Genomic DNA, 21,846 nt, shown 5'->3' with positions numbered 1-21,846 from the left:
ACTAGATGATTCCGACGTCGGTGAGGAGGGTCTGCGTGGCCTCGAGCGACGAGAGCTGACCGAGGTCGAGATCGGTCGAGCCCAGCTCGGACAGCGGCGGCAGGTCGTAGTCGGAGGTGACTCCGTCGATGACGGGGTATTCGGCGGTCTCGTTCGCGAAGTACGTCTGCGATTCGGCCGAGAGCAACTCGCGCACGAAATCGAATGCCGCTTCCTGGTTGTCCGAGGCAGCCAGCACACCGGCACCGGCGACGTTGATCAGCGCACCGGGGTCACCGGGCTCGAAGTAGTGCAGCTCGACCGGGGCGTCGTCGCCGTTCTCTTCCTTGAAGGGGTACCAGTAGTAGTGGTTGAGCAGGCCGGTGGCCACCTGTCCGTCGTTGACGGCGGTCAGCAGCGGGCCGTTGCCCTCGAAGGCGACGGGCTCGTTGGCGACGAAGCCTTCGAGCCAGGTGCGAGCACCGTCCTCGCCGCGCTGCACGCGCAGGGCGGTGACGAAGGCCTGGAACGACGCGTTGGTCGGTGCGTAGCCGATCTGTCCGCGCCAGCGCGGGTCGAGCAGTCCGTCGATACCGGTGGGCAGGTCTGCGGCCTGCACCGAATCGGAGTTGTAGGCCAGCACGCGGGCTCGCGCCGAGGTGGCGACCCAGGTGCCGTCGGCACCGCGGTACTGCTCGGGAACGAGGGAGAGGATGTCCTCGGGCAGCGGCGCGAGAGCACCGGCCTCGTCGAGGGCACCGAGTGCGCCTGCGTCCTGACCGTAGAAGACGTCGGCCGGGGTGGCGTCGCCTTCCTCGAGGATCTTGGCGGCCTGGGCGTTGGTGTTGCCCGAGTAGTCGACCTCGATACCGCCACCGATGCGCTCGATCAGTGGGTCGACGAGCTCTTCGCCGCGGCCGGAGTACACCACGAGTGAGGACTCTGCGGTGGCGGACTCGGAGGTGGACGTGCCTTCGTCGGAGGAGCCTTCCGAGCTGCATGCGACGAGACCGAGGGCGAGGGTTGCGCTGAACGAGAGCAGCGCCAGACGGCGAACGGTGAACACGGTTCTCCTGACGAAAACGGGTCATTCGGACAATTCGATGAAAGTACACCACAAAGGTGAGGCTCAGCTACTTTCCCTCCGGGATTGAACGGTCACAAGCCCGGGCACTCCCACTCCATGACCTCTCGCGTACTCGTCACCGGTGCCAGCATCGCCGGCCCCACCGTGGCGTTCTGGCTGGACCGAGCCGGCTTCGAGGTCACCGTCCTCGAACGCTCACCGCACCTGCGACTGGGTGGCCAGAACATCGACGTCCGCGGCTCCGGCCGCGAGGTGCTGCGGCGCATGGGTCTGGACGCGACCCTCCTCGCGAACGGCACCACCGAGAAGGGCACCCGATTCGTCGACGACGCCGACGCCACCATCGCGGCATTCCCGGCCGGCGACGGATCCCACGACGGCCCGACGGCGGAGTTGGAAATTCTGCGCGGCGAGTTCGCGCGGATTCTGGTCGAATCCGCCGGCCCACGGACCGAGTATCGCTACGGCGATCGCGTCGTCGGGGTGACTCAGGATGCCGCCGGCGTCGATGTCACCTTCGCGACGGGCACAGCGGAGAGGTTCGACCTCGTTCTCTTCGCCGATGGAATACGTTCCAGCAGCAGAGAACTGGTGTTCGCCGGCGAGGCCGAGACCACCCCGGTCGGCCTGTACACCGCCTACGGCGTACTGCCGAAGGGACCGAGCGACGACGGCTGGTGGCGCTGGTACAACGCTCCCGGATCCCGAGTGGTCAATCTACGACCGGACAACCTCGGCACGACACGATCAGCCTGTCCTGGGTGTCCGAAGACAGCGGCTACGAGGGCGCGTCCACCGAACGCGTGATCACCGCTCTGCGTTCGACGTTCGCCGACGCCGGTTGGGAAGTGCCCCGAATCCTGGACTCGCTGGGACCGGACTCGGAGCTGTACGTCGACTATCTGGCGCAGGTGAAGGCCCCGCGCTGGTCCGAAGGCAGAATCGGCATGCTCGGCGATGCCGCTTGGTGCGCAACGCCGTTGAGCGGCATGGGCACCACGTTGTCGGTCACCGGCGCGTACGTTCTCGCCGGCGAGCTCGCGCGGGCGAGTGATCATCGCGCCGGGTTCGAGGCCTTCGAGACGCGTATGCGTCCGTTCGTCGATCAGGCGCAGAAGCTACCGCCCGGCGTGCCTCGCGTCGCTCATCCGAAGACGTCGGTGGGGGTCGCCGCATTCCGCACCGCACTGCGGCTGGCCGGATCGAAGCCGGTACAGGCCGTGAGCAGCAAGTTCCTCGGCCCCGACGCGGCGACACTCGAGCTGCCGGACTACGAGTTCGACAACGCAGGTTAGAGCCCCACCCGCTCGAGCAGCGCATCGAATGCCTCGCTGGCTTCCTGCTCGGAGCGGCCGGACTCGATGACGCCGTTGTACACCGCGAGCGCCTCCTCCTGGTATTGCTTGTATTTCTCGAGCCACTTCTCGGAGTCGGCTCGCCAGTACCCGATGATGTCGAAGTACGCGATGTCGTAGCCCAATTCCTTGCGGAAGTACTTGCGCACCCGACGCGAGGACGACGCCTCGCCGGCGAACCACACGTAGCCGCGTCCCTCGGGCAGCGGGTACGCCAACGCCGCGTCGTCGAGAACGCTTGCGCTGTCGCCGTTTCCGGATCCGATGCGCCAGTCGAACGTGACATCGGCCTGGGTTTCGAAGGATTGGATGTCGCCGCGTTCGAGAACCTCGACGATCGCATGCGCCCGCATTCCGGCGGGCAACTGCTCGACGAGTCGGCCGAGTGCGGGCAGCCCGGTCATGTCCGCGACCAGCAGCAGCCATTCGACGTCGGCAGGCGGTGAATACCAGGATCGCGGCCGGGTGAACAGCACCGTCTGCCCCGGGACGGCCTGCTGCGCCCAGGTGGATGCGACACCACCCTCGTGGGCGAAGAAGTCGATGGTCAGCTCACCGCGCTCCGGATCGAGACGGCGGATGGTGTAGTTGCGCCCTTCGGGAGCGTCGTCGAGACCGTGGAACCACCAGAACCCGTCGACCTCGGTCATCGGCGGCGGGATCGCCTCGCCTGCCCTGGGGAAATAGACTCCGACGCATTCGTCGGGCACACCGAGCGTGCGGTAGCCGGCGACGTGCTCGCCGCCGAACGTCACGCGCACCATGTGCACCGTGAGACGTTCCACTGCAACGACGTCGGCGTAGTAGTAACCACGCGGTTGTTCGTTCATCTTCGCCCTCGATACATATCTCGACGTGGCTCTCGAGAGAACCCGCAGGCCGACTCGGCAGCCATTCCTCCTCGATTCTAAACTAAGCCTTGCCTAGCCTGCGACCACCCGCCTTGGGAATCACCAACGGTGTGTGCGATTCCGGATCGTCGATGATGCGGCACGGCAGCCCGAAGACCGCCTCCACCAGCTCGGCGGTGACGACGTCGGCGGGCGCACCCTCGGTGACCACTGCGCCGTCCTTCATCGCGATGATGTGGTCGGCGTACCGGCAGGCGTGATTGAGGTCGTGCAGCACTGCGACCAGAGTGCGACCGTTCTCGCGGTTCAAAGTGGCCAACAAGTCGAGAAGCTCGATCTGGTGGGCGATGTCGAGGAAGGTCGTCGGCTCGTCCAACAACAGCAGCGGCGTCTGCTGCGCGAGAACCATTGCCACCCAGACGCGTTGCTGCTGACCGCCGGAAAGTTCGTCCACCGGACGAGCGGACAGTGACGTCACTCCGGTCGAGTTCATGGCCTCGATCACCGCGGCCTCGTCTGCGGTCGACCACTGCCGGATCAGCTTCTGATGCGGATAGCGACCCCGCGCAACCAGATCGGCCACCGAAATACCGTCGGGTGCGACGGAGGTCTGCGGCAGCAGGCCGAGGCGTCGGGCAACTTCTTTCGCCGGATACGTCGAAATCGCCTTCCCGTCCAGCAGAACGGTTCCACGAGAGGGCTTCAGCAGCCGCGAGAGTGCCCGCAGCAGAGTCGATTTGCCGCAGGCGTTCGGTCCGACGATGACGGTGAACTTGCCGTCGGGAATCTCGACGGTCAGGTTCTCGCTGACCACGCTCTTGTCGTATCCGACCGTGATGTCGTCGGTGTGCAACCGAGGCTTCGTCACTGCTTCCTGCCTTCCCGCGCCAGCAACCACACGAAGTATGCGCCGCCGACCGATACGGTCACCACACCCACCGGGAGCTGCGTGGGAGCGAAGACGCGCTGTGCAACAACGTCGCTGACGACCAGCAGCAGCGCTCCCATGCACGCGGCAGGCACCATCGCCACTGACGAGGTGCCGGTGAGGCGGCGCGCCAACTGCGGAGCGGCGAGCGCGATGAACGAGATGGGCCCCGCGGCCGCGGTGACCATCGCGATCAGCGCAACTCCGAGGAACACCAGCATCAGACGGGTCGGCTCGGCGCGCACACCGAGCGCCCTCGCCGCATCGTCCCCCATCTCCAACATCGGCAGCCGACGCGAGAGCACCGCCAGGCACGACGCGATGACGATCGACACTGCCAGTACGGGTCCCACCTGAGACCACCCCAGCCCGTTGAGGGTGCCCGCACCCCAGACTGCGGCCGCGATCGCGTCGTCGAGGTCGGCCCTGATCACGAGCCAGGTGTTGACCGAGGCCAGGACGGCACTGACGGCGATCCCGACGATGATCAGCCGAAAGCCCTGCACCCCGCGCCGGTACGCGAGCAGGTAGACCACCGCCGCCGTCGCGAGTCCGCCGACGAGCGCGCCCGCTCCGGTCCGGTAGTAGCCACCACCGAGAGCGAGGATGACGACGAGCGCGCCGGTGTAGGAACCGGTGGCGAATCCGATGATGTCCGGGCTGCCCAACGGATTTCGCGTCAAGGATTGAAAGACCGCGCCCGATACGCCGAGGGCGGCTCCGAACAGGAAAGCCAGCGCCACTCGGGGAAACCGCCACTCCATCACCACGATCTCGGTGAGGCGTGGCGCGTCGCCGAACACCGCGGCGAGCACCTCGTTCGGCGGAATGTAGAAGTCGCCGGTACCGACCGCGACGACGGAGACCACCACCGTCACGAGCAGCAAGGCCGCGCAGACGCCGACCGTTCGAATGTCGATGCGGCCGTCCACTCGATCCCGCACTCGCACGACCCACAGCGTTCGGCCGAAATCGATGTCTCCGCCGCGTTGTTCACGGGTCACAGTCCGCTCGCCTTCTTCCGGCGAACCAGCAGGATCAGCACCGGTGCGCCGACGAACGCGGTCACGATGCCGACCTGCAGTTCCCCCGGCCTGAGCACGACGCGTCCGACCACATCCGAGAGCAACAGCAAACCCGGTGCCGCGACCACCGTGTAGACCAGAATCCATCGTTGGTCCGGTCCGACGAACCACCGCACCATGTGCGGAATCATCAGTCCGACGAATCCGATGGGCCCGGCCGCGGCCGTCGCGGCGCCGGCGAGCAGGGTGACTGCGACGACGCCGATGATTCGCGTACGAATCACGTTCGCCCCCAACGACTGGGCCAGATCGTCGCCGAGCGCGATCGCATTGAGAGGACGAGCGATCAGGGCGGACAGGAAAACTCCGAGCGCGATGAACGGGGCGATTTCGGACGCGATGTCCATACCTCGACCGGCCAACGACCCGGCTCCCCAGAACCTCATCCTGTCGAACGCATCCGGATCGAGCAGCAGCATGCCCGAGGTGATGCCGCCCAGTACAGCTCCGAGCGCAATTCCGGACAGCGTCAACCGAATCGGAGTGGCTCCCGCTCGCCCCATCGCCCCCAGCGCGTACACCGCAATCGTGGCGACCACCGCGCCGGCGAACGCGAACCAGATGTAGGACCCGATGCCGGTGACACCGAGCACGCCGACGGCGATCGCAACGAAGAACGCCGCCCCGGCGTTGACGCCGAGGATTCCCGGGTCGGCCAGCGGATTTCGCGTCATCGCCTGAATCAGCGCACCGGCCACCCCGAGAGCGATTCCCACGAGCAACCCCAGAACGGTACGCGGAAGCCGCAGTTCACGAACGATCACCGATTCGGTGGATCCGTCGCCGAAGAACAGACCGTGCCACACCTCGCCGATCGGGATGTACTCGGTTCCCACCGAGATGCTCATCAGGCACAGCGCCGCCAGCACACCGGTGACGAAGAACAACCCCGCGGCCCGACGGGCATCGGTGCGAGCGAGACCACCGACTTCGGCCGGAACGCTTCGCTGTTCCGGCTCGTCGCCCACGCTCGTCCTCACCCGATTCACACCACCGATCGCACCCTCGCGCCCACAGCGGACTTCACGATCTCACCGCTGCGGACAGCGATGTTGGACAGCAACGACGAGGTCAGGCCATGCGTGTGCTCGGTGCCGCCCTGCAGGTAGATCGAACCCGCACTCGGTTCACGCGTCACGAGTCGGTAGTCACGCGTCACGCGAGGCCCGCGGGAGTCGTATTCGACGTCGTCGAACAGCGGACCGAGGATCTCGGGTAGATCGAGGGACGTGAAGCCGGTGGCATAGACGACAGCGTCGCACAGTATGTCCTCGGCCAGCCCCGTCGGGCCGTGCTCGACCGAGACACGAACGCCCGACGGCTCCTCGGTGGCTCCGATCAACCGGGACGCTCCGTGCACGAACAACCGGCGCTTCCCGCTGACTCGCTCGGAGTACTCGCGTGCGTACAACTCCTCGATCAACGGCAGGTCGACAGCGGAGTAGTTGGTGCCGCGGTGATAGTGCAGCAGTTGCTCGCGCAGTGTGTGCGACGACGAATAGAAGTCGTCGACGGCCGTCGGATCGAAGATGCGATTGGCGTAGGGGCTGTCGTCGGCCGGGCTGTATCCGTACTTGCGCAACACTGCGTGCACCGACGCGTCGCTGTACGTCGAGTGCAGGTAGTCCACCACCTCGGCGGCACTCTGCCCGGCACCGACCACGACGAAGGTGCGCTGCGTCCGCGACGGCAACCGATCGAGCTCGCCGAGAAGATCGTGGTTGTGGAACTGTCGCGCCGACGCCGTGACCCCGTCGGGCAGGGTGGCGGTCAGCCCTCCGGCGAGCACGATGTTGCGTCCTCGCACGGTCCCGGTGCGCCGCCCCTCGGTGCGGACGCCGTAGCCGTCGCCGGTGTCGACGACGTCCAGCGCCCGGGTGCCGTAGTGCACGGTCGCGTCGACTTTGCCTGCGGCCCAAGCCAGGTAGTCGTGGAACTCGAGCCGGCTCGGGAAGAACGTCTGCAGATTGATGAAGTGATTGAGCCGACCCTGTTCCGACAGATACGCCACGAAGCTGTACTCACTGCTGGCATTGCGTTGGGTCGCCAGGTCTTTGAGGAACGAGATCTGCATGGACGTCCCCGGCAACAGCATGCCGGGGTGCCAGGCGAACTCGTCCTTGGATTCGACGAAGCAGGCCGTCAATCGCTCTGCCGGCGAGCACATTCGATTGTGCTCCTCGATCGCGATGGCCAGGCCCAGATTCGAGGGCCCGAAGCCGACCCCGACGATGTCGTAGGTGCCGTCGGAAAGATCGTTGTGCGAGGTCATCGACGGCCCGCCCCCGACATCCGATCCAGTGTTCCCCGAACCGGCTCGACCGCCTCCGTGTCTTCGACAAGGTTCATCGTGTGCGCTCCTGAGGGTGATTCGGTCCGTGACCGGGTATCGCGCGCAATGTCGTGCCACAGGCATCGACTCGCGCCTTGCGGAAGGCAACGCTAACCTAACTAGGCTGGGTACACAACGGCTCCGAAAACACCACACACGGGCAGCAATTCGAGCAGGGCGAGAGCTCAGTTCAGCAACGCCGCGATCTCCGCGGCCTGTCGGTCGAGTTCGGACCGCGGCGGCGACGACGGCCGAGCCCGCAAACCGAATCCGTCCCCGATCATGCGTGGGATGACGTGGAGATGCACGTGGAAGATCTCCTGGCCGGCCACCGTGCCGTCGGCGAGGAACAGGTTGACGCCCGCGACACGCGGGTTGCCCGCACGCAGAGCGGCAGCCACCTTCTGCCCCACCACGAACAGATGCGCGCCGATCTCCGGCGGCAACTCCGCCAGCGTCCGATACTGCTCCTTGGGCACCACCAACACATGTCCGCTGGTGAGCGGCCTGATATCCATGAACGCAACCGCAGTCTCGTCCTCGTGGACGCGAGAAGCCTCGGCCGTCCCGGCAATGATCTCGGCGAAAATCGTATAAGGGTTCACAGTCACGAACTCTAAGGTCCGCCGCAGTTCACCCCACCGTCACCACGATGGTCATCGCGACGGCGAAGACGACCGTCGGCACAGCCATGCCCGCAAGAAACCCAAGACCGAAGCGACGCCCACCTGAAGTGAAGGCCAGCACACTCTTGACCAATAGGTTCGTTCCGAGCGCAGCGGCGATTGCCTGCAGCGCGCTGTCGACCGTGATCGTGCCTTTCGCAGCAAGGCTCGCAGCACCGAGAGCACCGGCGTGAGCATCGGCGAGACCCGCCGCAGCTGCGGCGAGCACCGCTCCTCGCGAACCGAGAACGTCAGCACCCCATCGGCCGACAAACAGGGCGAAGACGAGAACAGCGGCCAAGACGAGTGCCGGCCGCAACGAAAACGGCCGCGCCGAGGTGTGCGGCTCGACGCCTGCGCTCGTCACCTCGGCGTCTCGTGGAGCCACTGCGGCACCGCGGTAGACGACGGCAGCGACTACAACGAGCACCATAGCTCCCACCACCACCGGGGGCCACAGTCGTCGAAGCACCTCCGGCTCGACGAACCCGATGACGACGAGCAACTGTATGAAAGTGGCAAGGCTGGCAACGAGCGCCCCGGCGAGCGGTGCCCGTATCTCATCGGCTGTCCGGCTCAGCCGGCCCATCGACGCAGTTGTCGCACTTGCGGATACGAATCCGCCGGCCAGACCCGTGACGAGCAGACCACGCTGGGGCCCAAGCGTACGGACGCCGATGTATCCGATCCATCCGATACCGGTGAGCAGAACGACGAGGAGCCACACCTTGGCCGGGTTGAGCACGCCGTAGGGTCCGATTCCGCGATCGGGTAACAACGGCAGGATGACAAACGCCGCCACGAGGAACTTGATGGCGTCTTCGAGTTCGATCTCGCTGACCATCTGACGGGCGAAGCGGTGAATGCGAGACTTCGACGCCAGCAGTCCGGCCACGATCACGGAAAGGGCTACGGCCACCGACGGGTCGGTATAGGCGAGCGCGCCGAGCAGATAGGCCACCAGCGCGGCAATCTCGGTAGTGGTCCCCGGGTCCTGCTCGCTGGTGCGGAGATAGGCAAGCGTCATGAGCAGCCCGACGACGACGATGCCGGCCGAGACTGCCCAGTTGTCGAAGCTGGCGGCGACGGCTCCGGCAAGAGACAGCAGTGCGAATGAACGCGACCCGGCCGGGAGCGTGCGGATTTGGCTACGTTCACGCTCGAACCCGAGCAGCAGCCCGATGGCGAGCGCCACCAGGAAGGGCTCGACGTCCGTCCAGCTCACGACTGTTTCTCCGATCGCGCACTACTGGAACGCATTTGCCGCAACGAGCGACTACTACCGGTCGAGTCGACGACGGATCCCGAAGTCGGATCGGATTCGAATCCACGGCCGGTCCAGTTTCGGACCAGTTCGCCTCGAGCGGCGAACATAGCCGAGCCCCATCCGTCTCTGCTGCGGTCCGACGTCTCCGTCACGACGTCAGCTCTCAGCGTCGCAGTAGGTCACAATCCAATTGTCGTGACTACACGGTCGAAGAAACAGGGCAGAAGGTCCCTCACGTCATCGCAATAGGTGCGGTCCGTCGATGTTCCGACATCACCGAACGAGCCCTACCTGTACCGGGCGCTGCCGACGCTACGTGGGCAACATGGCTGAGGCTGCAGGCGTTCGGTAACGCGACTACTGTTTGCCGATGAGCATCGGCGGGGTTCTCTTCGACATCGACGGCGTTCTCGTCACGTCGTGGCAGGCGGTGCCAGGGGCAGCAGAGACTCTGAAGTACCTGGACAGCAAGGACATTGCTCGCGCCTTCCTGACGAATACGACGTCCAAAACCCGTGGACAGATCGCTACGGCGCTGCGCGACGTGGGACTCGACGTGCATTCGGACGAGATCGTCACGGCCGCGTCGCTCACCGCGGATCATCTGCGTGAGAACTATCCGGACGCGCGGGTGGTCCTGATCAACAACGGTGAGATCGCAGGCGACATGCCGGGAATCGAATTCGTCGACGAGACGTCCGAGGATCCCGATGTCGTCGTCGTCGGCGGGGCAGGCCCGGAGTTCACCCACGAGCGGCTCAGCCGCGTCTACGACTGGCTGTGCCGGGGCATTCCCGTCGTCGCGATGCACCGTTCGTTGATGTGGAGCACCGGAGCCGGACTGCGCATCGACACCGGCATGTACCTCGGCGGTATGGAACAGGCGTCAGGACATACCGCGAAGGCCATCGGTAAGCCCGCTCCGCTGGGATTCCGCACGGCGTCCGAGCGGATGGGCGTGGACCCGGACGACGTCGTCATGGTCGGCGACGACCTCGACAACGACGTCCTCGCCGCCCAGGTCGTCGGGATGACCGGCGTGCTCGTTCGCACCGGGAAGTTCCGTCAGGACGTGCTCGACCGACGCATCACCGACGAATTCGCGATGGAACCCGACCACGTGATCGACTCCGTGGCCGACCTCCCCGGTGTCCTCTCCTGACTACAGAATCGGCGACGGGGTGTACGACGCCCCGGCGGGGAACTTCGCGATCAGACGCTCCACTGCCGAGACGACCGCACTGACCTGAGCGTCGGCGGCACCGACGAATGCCGTCTTGTCGGCCAGTGCAGCGTCGAGGGCAGCGCGGTCGAGTGGCAGCCGATCGTCGGCGGCCAGACGGTCGAGCAGGTCCGGTTCCAGTCCCTGCTCACGCATCGCCAGCGCAACCGCGACGGCGTGCTCCTTGATCGCCTCGTGCGCCGTCTCGCGTCCGACGCCTGCGCGCACGGCGGCCATGAGCACCTTGGTCGTCGCGAGGAACGGCAGGTAGCGGTCGAGTTCCTTGGCGATGACGGCCGGGTACGCACCGAACTCGTCGAGCACCGTCAGGAAGGTCTCGATGAGACCGTCGATGGCGAAGAAGGCGTCGGGCAGCGCGACGCGGCGCACCACGGAACAGAAGACGTCGCCCTCGTTCCACTGAGCTCCGGCGAGCTCGGCGGCCATCGAGCCGTAGCCGCGCAGCACCACCTGCAGTCCGTTGACCCGCTCGCACGAGCGGGTGTTCATCTTGTGCGGCATTGCCGACGAGCCCACCTGGCCCGCCTGGAAGCCTTCGGTGACGAGTTCGTGGCCTGCCATCAGGCGAACGGTGTGGGCGAACGAGGACGGTCCGGCACCGATCTGGACCAGCGCGGAGACGACCTCGTGGTCGAGCGAACGGGGATAGACCTGGCCGACGCTCGTCATCGTGTGCCGGAAACCGAGGTGATCGGCGACGATGCGCTCGAGCGCGACGAGCTTGGCGGAGTCGCCGCCGAACAGGTCGAGCATGTCCTGCGAGGTACCCATCGGGCCCTTGATGCCGCGCAGCGGGTAGCGCGCGATCAGCTCCTGCACCCGGGACAGGGCCAACAGCAGCTCGTCGGCGGCCGACGCGAAACGCTTGCCCAGAGTGGTCGCCTGAGCTGCGACATTGTGACTGCGACCGGCCATCACCAGCGAGGAGTACTCGGCAGCACGCTCGGCCAGCCTCTTCGCTACGGCGACGCCGTGCGCGTGGACGTGCTCGAGCGAGCGCAGAATCTGCAGCTGCTCGACGTTCTCGGTGAGGTCGCGGCTGGTGAGTCCCTTGTGAATGTGCTCGTGGCCGGCGAGGGCGTTGAACTCTTCGATGCGGGCCTTGACGTCGTGCCGGGTGACGCGCTCACGCTCGGCGATCGACGCGAGATCCACCTGGTCGACGACGGCTTCGTAGTCCGCGATGGCCGCGTTGGGGACGTCGACTCCGAGGGAGGACTGCGCGCGCAACACAGCGATCCACAGTTGGCGTTCGAGGGCGATCTTGTGCTCCGGCGACCACAGCTCCACCAGTTCGGGACTCGCGTAACGGGTGGCCAGGACATTCGGGATGCTCACGAGCGTCCAGCTTACGTGGCGCAGTTGTCGGTCTCGGAAGACGACTGCACTGTTTCGGAAAAGGACTGCAGTACCGGCATCCCGGGATCGCGTACGCCGCCCTTTTCCTGGTGCCGGCGGCTGCGCGCCGCGTGGAATAACCGACGCGCGCTCCGATGTTGGAGCCGTCGTGAGCCGAACAGTGAAGGTCGACATCTGGTCCGACATCGCATGCCCCTGGTGCTTCGTTGGCAAGCGCCGTTTCGAGGCAGGCGCTGCGGAGTTCACCGCCGGGGGCGGAACGCTAGAGGTGGAGTTCCACTCGTTCGAGCTGGCACCCGACACACCGATCGACTTCGATGGCAGCGAGGTCGACTTTCTCGTCTCGCACAAAGGTATGCCGGCCGCCCAGGTCACGCAGATGTTGGCGCAGATGACCGAGCTGGCCGCAGGCGAGGGGCTCGCGTACGACTTCGATGCCTTGCAGCACACCAACACCGTCAAGGCGCACGAGCTCCTGCACTTCGCCAAGTCGAAGGGCAAGCAGGTCGAGATGAAGGAACGGCTCCTGGCGGCCTACTTCGAGGAGGGCCGCCACGTCGGCCGCACCGATGACCTCGCCGACCTGGCCGCGGAGATCGGCCTCGACCGTGACGAGGCGGCCCGGGCGCTCGAGTCCGAGGAGTTCCTGCCGGCAGTGCACGCGGACAAGGAGCAGGCCATCGCCTACGGGATCAGCGGTGTGCCGTTCTTCGTGATCGACGGACGGCTCGGTGTGTCCGGCGCGCAGGAGTCGTCGGTGTTCGCCGACGTTCTGCAGAAGGCCGCTGCCGGCTCATGAGGGGTCCATTGGAGATGGTCGGCGACGACGGCCCCATCTGCGAGGACGGCGTGTGCGAGGTGCCGCCGATCCACGACACAGACTCCGGCGAGACCGACCAGTAGTCAATCGGCCGACACCGGTTCCGCCGGTGCCACGATGTCGATGACGGCCAGCAGCATGCTCCGGGCCATGTGACGGGGGTCGGGGTCCACTTCGCTGAGCGCTCCGACGACGGCTCCGTCCACCACTGCCACGAGTCGTCGTAGCTGCTCTTCCTGCACGGTTCGGCCCGATCTGCGCAGTACGTCGGTGAGCAGGTCGTCGATCTGGGCGCGCAGCCGCAGCTGCACTTGCCGTAGTTCGGGATGCCGGGCCGAGGCGATGAAGCGCTCGTATCGCGCGATCAGCTGCTCGTGGCCGTCCTGTGGCCCGATGAGCAGGTCGACGATGAGGTCGACCGTCGATTCCATCTCGTTCGAGCACTTGCCCTCGTCCTCGATGCGACCGCGCATGACGTCGATCTCGCGCGTCCCGACGACGTCGACCGCCGCGGCCACCAGGTCTCCGAGAGACTCGAAATAGTAGGTGGTCGACGCAAGAGGAAGCCCGGCTCGCGCGGCCACCGATCGGTGCCGCACCGCGTCGAAGCCGCCCTCGACGAGAAGGTCCGCGGCCGCAGACGCCAGTGCCTGCCGGCGGCGCACTCCCTTCGGAGTCGCACCCGACACCTTGTGCTGCGACTCGGTCGGACCTGCGGACATTCAAGTCATCGTGCCAGCTCGAGGCCGTTCGTCGGACTGCTTTCGCGCTATGGAATTGTCGTTGCTCGTGGCACATCGAACGATCGACCTTCGCTCCGACACCATCACCCGACCCGATTCGGTCATGCGAAAAGCCATGGCCGACGCCGAAGTGGGCGACGACGTCCTCGATCACGATCCGACGATGGCAGAGCTGGAAGAAGCGGTGGCAGGTCTGCTCGGGTTCGAGTCGGCGCTGTGGGTTCCGTCGGGGTCGATGGGGAACATCATCGCGCTGATGCTGCATCTGCAGCGCGGCGATCGCTTCCTGGCCCCCGAACATGCGCACGTCCTGGGGTCCGAGCTCGGTACCGCCGCATGGCTGGCAGGCGGGATGCCCGACGCCCTCCCCCACGACGGCGGTCCCGGCCGCCCTCTGGCGTCGACGGTGCGTGCGAAAGCGGGCGGTGCAGGACCGTACTTCTCGCTACGGACGACGCTGCTGTCGCTCGAGAACACCCACAATTTCGCCGGCGGTACTGTGTTCGGTCCGGACGAATGGGCGGAACTCGTTGCCACCGGCCGTGATTGCGGACTGAAGGTCCATCTGGACGGCGCGCGCCTGTGGAATGCCGCTGTCGCCCTCGATGTTCCGATCGCGTCGCTCGCTGCCGGTGCCGACACGGTGCAGGTGTGCCTGAGCAAGGGCCTCGGCGCACCCGTCGGCTCGATGCTCGTCTCGGATTCCGCACGTATCCACGAGGCACGACGCGTCCGAAAGATGTTGGGCGGCGGCGTCCGTCAGGGTGGCGTGCTGGCCGCTGCCGGTCTCGTCGCATTGGGCCGCATCGGTGATCTCGCCGAGGACCACGCCAACGCGTCCACCCTCGCTTCCGGGCTGCGCGAGCGAGGCTGGGAGGTGGCGGAGCCGGAGACGAACATCGTCCTCGCCACTGTTCCCGACCCGGCGACGACGGTCCTCGAGCTGGCCGAGTTGGGGATCGCCGCGGTGACCGTCGCGGGCAAGGTGCGCTTCGTGACCCACCGCGACGTCGACGCCGCCGATATCGCCGAGGTACTGGAGCGGCTGCGCCGCACGTGAACGAAACTTCGTAGCCTGCTACGAGGAAACGCTCACATGCGACGAAGTCGCTCCAACGCCTCGGCGACGTCGGACGTGGTGCCTGCGAACGAGAATCGCACCGTGTGATTGCCGCGCACGGTGTCGAAGTCGACACCCGGTGCCAGTGCGACGCCGGTCTCGGACAGCACTCGCGCGCACCAACTCCGCGAATTCTCGGTCAGATGCGCGATGTCGGCGTACACGTAGAAGGCACCGTCGGCCGGTGCGAGATCGGTGATGCCCATGGCCGGCAGACCGTCGAGCAGAATTCGGCGGTTGACGGCGTAGCGCTCGACGTGTGAATCCAACTCGATGCGGGACTCCTCGGTGAACGCCGCGATCGCGGCAACCTGAGAGATCGCGGGTGGGCACACCGTCATGTTCGACGCCAATCGTTCGACGGCCCTGCGTAATCGGGTCGGCAGCAGCATCCAACCGAGTCGCCACCCGGTCATCGAGAAGTACTTCGACACCGATCCGATCGCGACGGATTCTTTCGATGTCTCCCATGCGCTCGACGTGCGCGCGTCCCCGTAGGCGATGCCGTGGTAGATCTCGTCCGAGATCAGCAGAGTTCCGTGCTCGTCGCACCAGCGCGCGATTGCCGCGAGCTCGTCGGCGTCGATGATCGTGCCGGTGGGGTTGGCGGGGCTCGCGATGATCAGACCCGCGGGCGGCTCGGGCAGTTCCTCGAGCATCGCGACGGTCGGTTGAAACCGTGTCTCTTCCACACAGTCGAGCTCGACGACGCGGCAGCCCAACGCCGCCAACGTGTTTCGATACGCCGGATAGCCTGGCCTCGCCATCACGACGGTATCTCCCGCGTCGAACGCTGCGAGGAACAGCAACGTGAACGCGCCCGACGAGCCGGTGGTGATCACCACGTCCGCGGCGTCGACGGTGATGCCGTACCGCGCGCTGTGGTGCTCGGCGATAGCGCGACGCAGCGGCAGAATCCCCAGCGTCTCGGTGTACCCCAGCAGATGCGAGTCCAGAGCCTCGCGGGTAGCGCGCAACACCGGCTCGGGCGCTCGGGTGGAGGGTTGACCTGCAGCAAGAGAGAGCACGTCGCCATGAGTACGGGCCCGCTCGGCCGCGGCGGCGAACACATCCATCACATGGAACGGCTCGACCTTCGATCGCTGCGATTCACTGTGCATTCGATCGACACTACTGATCCCGGTTCGCTCGGTACCTCTGACCTTTGCAAACGCGCGCGCGTTCGCCAAGTGCGCGCAAGATCGACTGGCAACGTCCGGCAATTCCGCGCGCGTCTCACGAACGCGCGCGCGTTTGCTGGAACACGCCGGCCGACGCCCGCCCACTCACCGCACCTACAGCGAGATGCGACCCTCCACGGCAGCCAGGCCGATGTCCGTACGGAAGTGGCTGCCCGGCAATCGGATTCCCGCAATGCGTGAGTAGGCGTCGTCTCGGGCGGCGGTGAGGTCGAATCCGGTGCCGACCACACTGAGCACGCGTCCACCCGCGGAGACGACTGCGCCGTCCTTCACCGCGGTGCCGGCATGCAGCACGCCTTCGCCCTCGGAGCCGAGGATTTCGTCACCGGTGCGTGGTCGACCGGGGTAGTTCTCGGCGGCGATGACGACGGTGACGGCCGCGCCGTCCTTCCAGCGCAGCGGAGGAAGTGACGCAAGTGTGCCGGTTGCCGTCGCGTTCAACACCTCGCAGAGAGGTGAGTCGAGCAGCGCCAGCACCGCCTGGGTCTCGGGATCGCCGAAGCGGCAGTTGAATTCGACGACCGCCGGGCCGTCGGCACCCATGGCAAGACCCGCGTACAGCAGACCGGAGAATGGCACACCGCGCTCGACCATCTCGGCGGCAACGGGTTTCACCACATCACGGACGATCTCCTCGACGGCACCCTCGGGCAGCCACGGCAGCGGGGTGTACGCACCCATGCCGCCGGTGTTGGGTCCGGTGTCTCCGTCGCCGACGCGTTTGTGGTCCTGCGCGGGCAGCAGTGGCACCACGGTCTCGCCGTCGACGAGGCAGAAGAGGGAGACCTCGGGTCCGTCGAGGAACGATTCGAGCAGTACCGGGTGACCGTTCTCGAGGAGCTCCGCTGCGTGATCGCGAGCGATGAGGCGATCGGTGGTGACGACGACACCCTTGCCTGCGGCCAAGCCGTCGTCCTTGACCACCCAGTGGGGGCCGAAACGGTCGAGGGCTGCGTCGAGCAGGGCGGGCGAGTCGACGATTTCGCTGTGCGCGGTCCGCACACCGGCCGCTGCCATCACGTCCTTGGCGAACGCCTTGGACCCTTCGATGCGCGCAGCCTCCGCGGAGGGGCCGAACGCAGCGATGCCGGCCTGACGGAGGGCGTCGGCCACGCCGAGGACCAGTGGAACCTCCGGTCCGATGACGACGAGATCGGCCTCGACCTTCTTCGCCAGCGCGGTCACCGCCTCACCGGAGGCAACGTCGACCGCGTGTTGCTCGGCAAGCTTCGCGGTGCCTGCGTTGCCGGGAGCCACGAAGAGCTGCTCGACCGACGGATCGGCCTTCAACGCAAGGAGGAGGGCGTGCTCACGAGCACCGGAACCTATGACTAGTACGCGCACAGTGCATCAGACTATCTGCTCGACGCGAAAGCGCCCCGCACCTGTCACGGCGCGGGGCTCTTTCGTGGTGGTTCGGTGTTACTGCGTGAGGTCGTAGAACGTCACGTTGTCGACCGTGGTCGCGGTGAAGTTCTCGGTGACCCAGGCGGAGATTTCTGCCGAGGTCCCCGACTCCATGCCCGGCATGCCGCCGCCTCCGATGAAGTAGTGGATCTCTCCGTCGGCGACGTACTGCTGGAATTGGGCGAGGGTCGGCGAGGGGTCGGTGCCGTTGAAACCGCCGACCGGCATGACGGGATCCTCGGTGGCCAGTTGGTAACCCGCAGCGGTGTTGGCTCCGATGGCCGCTGCCACCCAGGTGTACGAGTCGGCGTCCTGCTCGAGCATCTCGGTGATGGCCGCAGTCGGTGCACTGCCTTCGAGCAGACCACCCATACCGCCGCCCATACCCCGACCCGTCCCGCCCATCTCGGCCCCGCCGGCAGCCCCGGCCTGACCCGGGAAACCCGCAGGCGGTTGCATTCCGGCAGGTATCTGAACCCCGGCCGGCAACTGCATCCCGCCCGGGCCGCCTCGGCCTTCGCCCATACCGCCGAATCCGCGCATGCCGGTGCTGGGACCGGCCGAGACGATGGCTCCGGTATGCGGGGTGCCGATGGTGTCGACCGCATAGGCGGTCGGTCCGGCGAGTCCGGCGAACATCACCGCCAGGATCGATGCCGCAGCCAGCCTGCCGCGAGTCAGTGCCGGGATCAGCAGCGCGACGACCGCCACGATTCCGACGACGAGAATCGCCCACTTCAGCCACGGCACGAAACTCTCACTGCGACCGAGCAACACCCACGCCATCACGACGGTCGACGCCACCGCGACGCCCATCGCGATCCGTACCCAGTAGGTGTCACGTCGACGCCACAGCACCACACTGCCGATGCCGACGAGAGCGGCGACGGCGGGCGAGAGCGCAACGGTGTAGTACGAGTGGAAGATTCCGGCCATGAAGCTGAAGGTCAGACCGGTGACCAGCAACCATGATCCCCAGACGATGAGCGAGGCTCGTTGCACGTCTGTCCGAGAGGCTTTGCCGCGCAACACGAGTCCGACGACGAACAGGATCAACGCAGCCGGGATCAGCCAGGCGATCTGGCCACCCTGGGAGGAGTCGAACATGCGAAGGATGCCTGTCTCGCCCCAGATACCACCGGGCATCCCACCGGGCATCCCACCCGCCATGCCCCCGGCCGCGTCGCCGCCCATACCGCCGCGGCCGGGGGTTACACTTCCGGTCTCGTCGCCACTGAGGCGACCGAATCCGTTGTACCCGAGCGTGAGTTCGAGAATCGAGTTGTTCTGCGAGCCACCGACCCACGGTCGTGACGACGCCGGCCAGAATTCCACGATCAGAATCCACCATCCGGCCGAGACGATCATCGCGCCCAGCGCGCCGAACAGCTGCCACAGCCGGGTGAGGAACCTAGGCGGCCCGGCGATCAGATAGGTCAGAGCCAGCGGCGGTACGACGAGCATGACCTGGAGTTGCTTGGTGAGGAAGCCGAATCCGACGAACATTCCGGTGATCAACAGCCACTTGGTCTTTCCGGTCTCGACGCCTCGCAGCAACGCCCACACCGAGGCGATCATCAGCAGCACCAGCAACGCGTCGGGATTGTTGAATCGGAACATCAGTGCGGCAACCGGAGTCACGGCAAGTACCAGGCCGGCGAGCAGACCGGCCGCGCCACCGAATCGGCGCTTGACGGTGGCGCGCAGCAGTGCCACGGAGGCGACGCCGAGAAGAGCCTGGGGTACGAGCATCGCCCAGGTGTTGAGTCCGAAGATGCGTACCGACAACGACATCAGCCACAGCGACATCGGGGGCTTGTCGACGGTGATCGAGTTGGCGGCGTCGGAGGATCCGAAGAAGAAGGCCTTCCACGACACCGAACCTGCCTGTATCGCAGCGGAATAGAAGGAGTTGGCCCAGCCCGACGCGCCGAGTCCCCAGATGTAGGCAATGCCGGTTCCGAAGAGCAGAGCCACCAGCCCGATCAATTCCCAGCGCGGGGAGGTCACCGGTGCAGAATCGGCAGCCGCAGAGGGCCGCTCCATGGTCGTCGTCACAGGCTCTTCTCCGAACTCGCGGACTCCGAGCCTGCGTCCAGTGTGCTACGGAAGACCCACCGCAGGGCGACGAATCGACACACGGTGGCAACGAGATTGGCGACGATGAGGACGGCGAGTTCGACGTGCCGGGACACATCGGGAACCCAGGCGTGCAGCACGGCGAGCGATCCACTGGTGACGAGAAGAGCGAAGCCGAAGATCGCCAGCCCCTGCAGTTGGTGTTTGCCCGCACCGTCGGGCCCCCGGACGCCGAAGGTGAAGGCACGGTTCGCCGCGGTGTTGAGCACAGCGGTGATCAGCAGCCCGAAGAAGTTCGCGGCCTGCGCGCCGATCAGGGAATGGAGCATCAGGTACAGCAGTGCGTAGGCGATGGTGCTGGCGATGCCGATGATGCCGAATCGCACCATCTGGCTGATCATTCCGTGCGGTACTCCGGGCACGAGCGGCTCCCGTCCCAGGCTTCGGCGAAGTTCGGCGACCGGCAGTACACCGGTGGCGAGGGCACGCCCGACGCGCCAGCAGCCCTGCAGGTCCTTGACGGCGGTGTCGACGATGTTGACGCTGCTGTTCGGGTCGTCGACCCAGTCCACGGGCACCTCGTGGATGCGCAGGCCGACTTTCTCTGCGATGACGAGCAATTCGGTGTCGAAGAACCACCCGGTGTCTTCGACGAGCGGCAACAGCTGTCGGGCGACGTCGGTACGCATGGCCTTGAAACCGCACTGCGCATCGGAGAAGCGGGCGCGCAGCGAAGTACGCAGAATGAGATTGTAACTGCGCGAAATGAATTCACGTTTTGCACCGCGAACCACTCGGGACGATCGGTTGAGCCGCGAGCCGATGGCGAGGTCCGAATGACCGGACATCAACGGTGCGATCAGCGGCATCAGCGCATTGAGATCGGTGGACAGATCGACGTCCATGTAGGCCACCACATCGGCGTCCGACGCCAGCCACACTGCTTTGAGTGCCCGGCCCCGCCCTTTCTCGTCCAGATGATGAACCTGGACTCCGTCGATCTCGTCGGCGAGTCGACGTGCGACAGCGAGTGTTCCGTCGGTACTGGCATTGTCGGCGATCGTGATCGAGGACCGGAACGGGATTCGGTCCTCCAGATGCTCGTGGAGACGACGAATGCACTGTTCGAGATCGGCCTCTTCGTTGTATACCGGAATGACCACCTCGAGAGTGGCCGTGGCGTTCGAGCCGGGCCGCTGGCCTGCTGCTCGTGCGAGGGAATTCGTTGTCATGACGACAACGATCGGGCCCGGACCTTGAATCGCCCTGCGACCGACCTGGCAATTACCTGGGAGCCACGACCACTGGTACGGCCCCGGTCGAGTCGGGTAGGGCATCCTGTTCCCATGGCTTCCATTTTCAGCAAGATCATCGCCGGTGAGATTCCGGGGCGTTTCGTGTGGCAGGACGACGACGTGGTTGCGTTTCTGACGATCGCGCCGCTCACCCCGGGCCACACGTTGGTGGTTCCGCGTGAGGAGATCGACCAGTGGCAGGACGTCGACGGTGCCGCGTTCGCAAAGATCACTGCCGTCGCGCAGATCATCGGTCAGGCCGTCAAGACCGCGTTCGATGCTCCCCGCGCCGGTCTGCTGATCGCCGGACTCGAGGTCCCGCACCTGCACCTGCACGTGTTTCCGGCGTACGACATGGGCAACTTCGACATCTCCGGTGCCGATCCGAATCCGTCGGCGGAGTCGCAGGACGAGGCCGCAGCCAAGCTCCGAGCAGCGCTACGCCGGCTCGGCCACGAGGCTCACGTCCCGAACTGACGCATCTCGCTCAACGCAGCGGCGTCAACAGCCGACGACGCGTCCGAAGCTGCATCGAGACCTCGTCCGATCGGGTGTCGGGGTCGTAGCCGGGGCCGATGTCGGTGTCGATGTCGTGCGGCCCCGGCGCAACGCCGCATTCGGGGCACAACCCCAGTGGCCCGAGGTCGGTTCCGCAGTCCGCGTGGATGAATCGTCGACGCTTCCCTGCGGGTTTCGCGGTCTGTTCCTCACCCCAGTAGCTCAGGGCGAACACCGCAGGCCACAGCCCTTCGAGGGCGGCGGTCGGAACGTAGTGCTCGCGTCCACCCGCCGATGAGCGAGCGTGTCGTTCGAGCAGCCCGGCGTCGACCAGCGCGCCGAGTCGTTGTGCGAGGACTGCTTTGGAGATGTCGAGGTGGACCTGGAAATCACCGAAGCGTCGGACGCCGAAGAAGCAGTCGCGCACGATGAGCAAGGTCCATCGCTCACCGACGAGTTCGAGGGCACGGGCCAGGGAGCAGTCCTGGCGGGCGTAGTCGATTCCGAGTGCCATGGGGCGATAGTACAGTC

At 66.1% G+C, this 21,846-nt stretch carries 21 protein-coding genes; 6 read left to right on the top strand and 15 right to left on the bottom strand.

Annotated elements, in window-relative coordinates; genetic code table 11:
- Nucleotide 1: 1 nt before the first annotated feature.
- A complete protein-coding gene (locus QM615_RS18155; RefSeq protein WP_269596598.1) occupies nucleotides 2-1,045 on the bottom strand; it encodes an iron ABC transporter substrate-binding protein in 1,044 nt (347 codons plus the stop codon).
- A gap of 117 nt (nucleotides 1,046-1,162) precedes the next feature.
- Between QM615_RS18155 and QM615_RS18150 the strand changes: the two genes are divergently transcribed.
- A complete protein-coding gene (locus tag QM615_RS18150) occupies nucleotides 1,163-1,873 on the top strand; it encodes an FAD-dependent monooxygenase (protein ID WP_283347711.1) in 711 nt (236 codons plus the stop codon).
- Nucleotides 1,828-2,361 carry an FAD-dependent monooxygenase gene (locus QM615_RS18145; protein WP_283347710.1) on the top strand — a complete coding sequence of 178 codons (534 nt, stop codon included), beginning with the start codon at nucleotides 1,828-1,830 and terminating at the stop codon, nucleotides 2,359-2,361. The genes QM615_RS18150 and QM615_RS18145 overlap by 46 nt, the downstream gene beginning before the upstream one ends.
- Here QM615_RS18145 and QM615_RS18140 read toward each other — a convergent pair.
- The 7 genes from QM615_RS18140 to QM615_RS18110 all read right to left on the bottom strand — a co-directional run bounded on the left by QM615_RS18140 (nucleotide 2,358) and on the right by QM615_RS18110 (nucleotide 9,507).
- Nucleotides 2,358-3,251, bottom strand: a complete 894-nt coding sequence (locus tag QM615_RS18140; protein WP_269596596.1) for a siderophore-interacting protein — start codon at nucleotides 3,249-3,251, stop codon at nucleotides 2,358-2,360. The genes QM615_RS18145 and QM615_RS18140 overlap by 4 nt on opposite strands.
- 82 nt (nucleotides 3,252-3,333) lie before the next feature.
- Nucleotides 3,334-4,140, bottom strand: a complete 807-nt coding sequence (locus tag QM615_RS18135; RefSeq protein WP_269596595.1) for an ABC transporter ATP-binding protein — start codon at nucleotides 4,138-4,140, stop codon at nucleotides 3,334-3,336.
- Nucleotides 4,137-5,204 carry a FecCD family ABC transporter permease gene (locus tag QM615_RS18130; protein WP_269596594.1) on the bottom strand — a complete coding sequence of 356 codons (1,068 nt, stop codon included), beginning with the start codon at nucleotides 5,202-5,204 and terminating at the stop codon, nucleotides 4,137-4,139. The genes QM615_RS18135 and QM615_RS18130 overlap by 4 nt, the downstream gene beginning before the upstream one ends.
- Nucleotides 5,201-6,253: a FecCD family ABC transporter permease gene (locus QM615_RS18125; protein WP_269596593.1), complete on the bottom strand. Its 1,053-nt coding sequence runs from the start codon at nucleotides 6,251-6,253 to the stop codon at nucleotides 5,201-5,203. The genes QM615_RS18130 and QM615_RS18125 overlap by 4 nt, the downstream gene beginning before the upstream one ends.
- Before the next feature lie 17 nt (nucleotides 6,254-6,270).
- Complete coding sequence (locus QM615_RS18120; RefSeq protein ID WP_269596592.1) at nucleotides 6,271-7,557, bottom strand: lysine N(6)-hydroxylase/L-ornithine N(5)-oxygenase family protein; 1,287 nt, start codon at nucleotides 7,555-7,557, stop codon at nucleotides 6,271-6,273.
- A 245-nt stretch (nucleotides 7,558-7,802) separates the two neighbouring features.
- Entirely contained in the window at nucleotides 7,803-8,222 is a 420-nt protein-coding gene (locus QM615_RS18115; RefSeq protein WP_283347709.1) for an HIT family protein, read from the bottom strand.
- Nucleotides 8,223-8,250: 28 nt separating this feature from the next.
- Nucleotides 8,251-9,507, bottom strand: a complete 1,257-nt coding sequence (locus QM615_RS18110) for an MgtC/SapB family protein (protein ID WP_283347708.1) — start codon at nucleotides 9,505-9,507, stop codon at nucleotides 8,251-8,253.
- 412 nt (nucleotides 9,508-9,919) lie between these two features.
- Between QM615_RS18110 and QM615_RS18105 the strand changes: the two genes are divergently transcribed.
- Nucleotides 9,920-10,711, top strand: a complete 792-nt coding sequence (locus QM615_RS18105) for an HAD-IIA family hydrolase (protein WP_283347707.1) — start codon at nucleotides 9,920-9,922, stop codon at nucleotides 10,709-10,711.
- On the opposite strand, the gene purB is transcribed toward QM615_RS18105, so the two are convergent.
- Entirely contained in the window at nucleotides 10,712-12,130 is a 1,419-nt protein-coding gene (gene purB / locus QM615_RS18100) for an adenylosuccinate lyase (RefSeq protein WP_283347706.1), read from the bottom strand.
- Between the two features lie 169 nt (nucleotides 12,131-12,299).
- Here purB and QM615_RS18095 point away from each other — a divergent pair, with 169 nt between their 5' ends.
- Nucleotides 12,300-12,950: a DsbA family oxidoreductase gene (locus QM615_RS18095; RefSeq protein WP_283347705.1), complete on the top strand. Its 651-nt coding sequence runs from the start codon at nucleotides 12,300-12,302 to the stop codon at nucleotides 12,948-12,950.
- 104 nt (nucleotides 12,951-13,054) lie between these two features.
- Here the strand turns inward: QM615_RS18095 and QM615_RS18090 are convergent, their stop codons facing one another.
- A complete protein-coding gene (locus tag QM615_RS18090) occupies nucleotides 13,055-13,693 on the bottom strand; it encodes a TetR/AcrR family transcriptional regulator (protein ID WP_283347704.1) in 639 nt (212 codons plus the stop codon).
- A gap of 67 nt (nucleotides 13,694-13,760) precedes the next feature.
- Between QM615_RS18090 and QM615_RS18085 the strand changes: the two genes are divergently transcribed.
- Nucleotides 13,761-14,774: a threonine aldolase family protein gene (locus tag QM615_RS18085; protein WP_283347703.1), complete on the top strand. Its 1,014-nt coding sequence runs from the start codon at nucleotides 13,761-13,763 to the stop codon at nucleotides 14,772-14,774.
- A gap of 32 nt (nucleotides 14,775-14,806) precedes the next feature.
- Here QM615_RS18085 and QM615_RS18080 read toward each other — a convergent pair whose 3' ends face one another.
- The 4 genes from QM615_RS18080 to QM615_RS18065 form a co-directional block, all read right to left on the bottom strand.
- Nucleotides 14,807-15,955 carry a pyridoxal phosphate-dependent aminotransferase gene (locus tag QM615_RS18080; protein ID WP_149404973.1) on the bottom strand — a complete coding sequence of 383 codons (1,149 nt, stop codon included), beginning with the start codon at nucleotides 15,953-15,955 and terminating at the stop codon, nucleotides 14,807-14,809.
- 174 nt (nucleotides 15,956-16,129) lie between these two features.
- The gene (gene purD / locus QM615_RS18075; protein ID WP_149404972.1) at nucleotides 16,130-17,380 is read right to left on the bottom strand and encodes a phosphoribosylamine--glycine ligase; all 1,251 of its coding nucleotides are present in this window, start codon (nucleotides 17,378-17,380) and stop codon (nucleotides 16,130-16,132) included.
- Nucleotides 17,381-17,458: 78 nt separating this feature from the next.
- Nucleotides 17,459-19,501: a glycosyltransferase family 39 protein gene (locus QM615_RS18070; protein ID WP_262498238.1), complete on the bottom strand. Its 2,043-nt coding sequence runs from the start codon at nucleotides 19,499-19,501 to the stop codon at nucleotides 17,459-17,461.
- The gene (locus tag QM615_RS18065; protein ID WP_149404971.1) at nucleotides 19,498-20,754 is read right to left on the bottom strand and encodes a bifunctional glycosyltransferase family 2/GtrA family protein; all 1,257 of its coding nucleotides are present in this window, start codon (nucleotides 20,752-20,754) and stop codon (nucleotides 19,498-19,500) included. Before QM615_RS18065 ends, QM615_RS18070 begins: the two co-directional genes overlap by 4 nt.
- A 114-nt stretch (nucleotides 20,755-20,868) precedes the next feature.
- On the opposite strand from QM615_RS18065, the gene QM615_RS18060 reads away from it, so the two are divergent.
- Nucleotides 20,869-21,294 (top strand): HIT family protein, encoded by a 426-nt coding sequence (locus QM615_RS18060; RefSeq protein ID WP_149404970.1) that lies wholly within the window; start codon nucleotides 20,869-20,871, stop codon nucleotides 21,292-21,294.
- Between the two features lie 10 nt (nucleotides 21,295-21,304).
- On the opposite strand, the gene QM615_RS18055 is transcribed toward QM615_RS18060, so the two are convergent.
- Nucleotides 21,305-21,829 (bottom strand): winged helix-turn-helix transcriptional regulator, encoded by a 525-nt coding sequence (locus tag QM615_RS18055; RefSeq protein WP_149404969.1) that lies wholly within the window; start codon nucleotides 21,827-21,829, stop codon nucleotides 21,305-21,307.
- Nucleotides 21,830-21,846: the final 17 nt, after the last annotated feature.

Source organism: Rhodococcus sp. IEGM 1341 (assembly GCF_030056895.1).
GTDB lineage: Bacteria > Actinomycetota > Actinomycetes > Mycobacteriales > Mycobacteriaceae > Rhodococcoides.
Note: the sequence above shows the minus strand (reverse complement) of the source record. Positions and strands in the feature narration are given on the sequence as shown.

Bases quoted from the DNA above. Each gene is read 5' to 3' on its own strand.
- QM615_RS18065 (WP_149404971.1), bottom strand. From the start codon at position 20,754: ATGACAACGAATTCCCTCGCACGAGCAGCAGGCCAGCGGCCCGGCTCG.
- QM615_RS18080 (WP_149404973.1), bottom strand. From the start codon at position 15,955: ATGCACAGTGAATCGCAGCGATCGAAGGTCGAGCCGTTCCATGTGATG.
- QM615_RS18150 (WP_283347711.1), top strand. From the start codon at position 1,163: ATGACCTCTCGCGTACTCGTCACCGGTGCCAGCATCGCCGGCCCCACC.
- QM615_RS18140 (WP_269596596.1), bottom strand. From the start codon at position 3,251: ATGAACGAACAACCGCGTGGTTACTACTACGCCGACGTCGTTGCAGTG.
- QM615_RS18055 (WP_149404969.1), bottom strand. From the start codon at position 21,829: ATGGCACTCGGAATCGACTACGCCCGCCAGGACTGCTCCCTGGCCCGT.
- QM615_RS18060 (WP_149404970.1), top strand. From the start codon at position 20,869: ATGGCTTCCATTTTCAGCAAGATCATCGCCGGTGAGATTCCGGGGCGT.
- QM615_RS18090 (WP_283347704.1), bottom strand. From the start codon at position 13,693: ATGTCCGCAGGTCCGACCGAGTCGCAGCACAAGGTGTCGGGTGCGACT.
- QM615_RS18105 (WP_283347707.1), top strand. From the start codon at position 9,920: ATGAGCATCGGCGGGGTTCTCTTCGACATCGACGGCGTTCTCGTCACG.
- QM615_RS18120 (WP_269596592.1), bottom strand. From the start codon at position 7,557: ATGACCTCGCACAACGATCTTTCCGACGGCACCTACGACATCGTCGGG.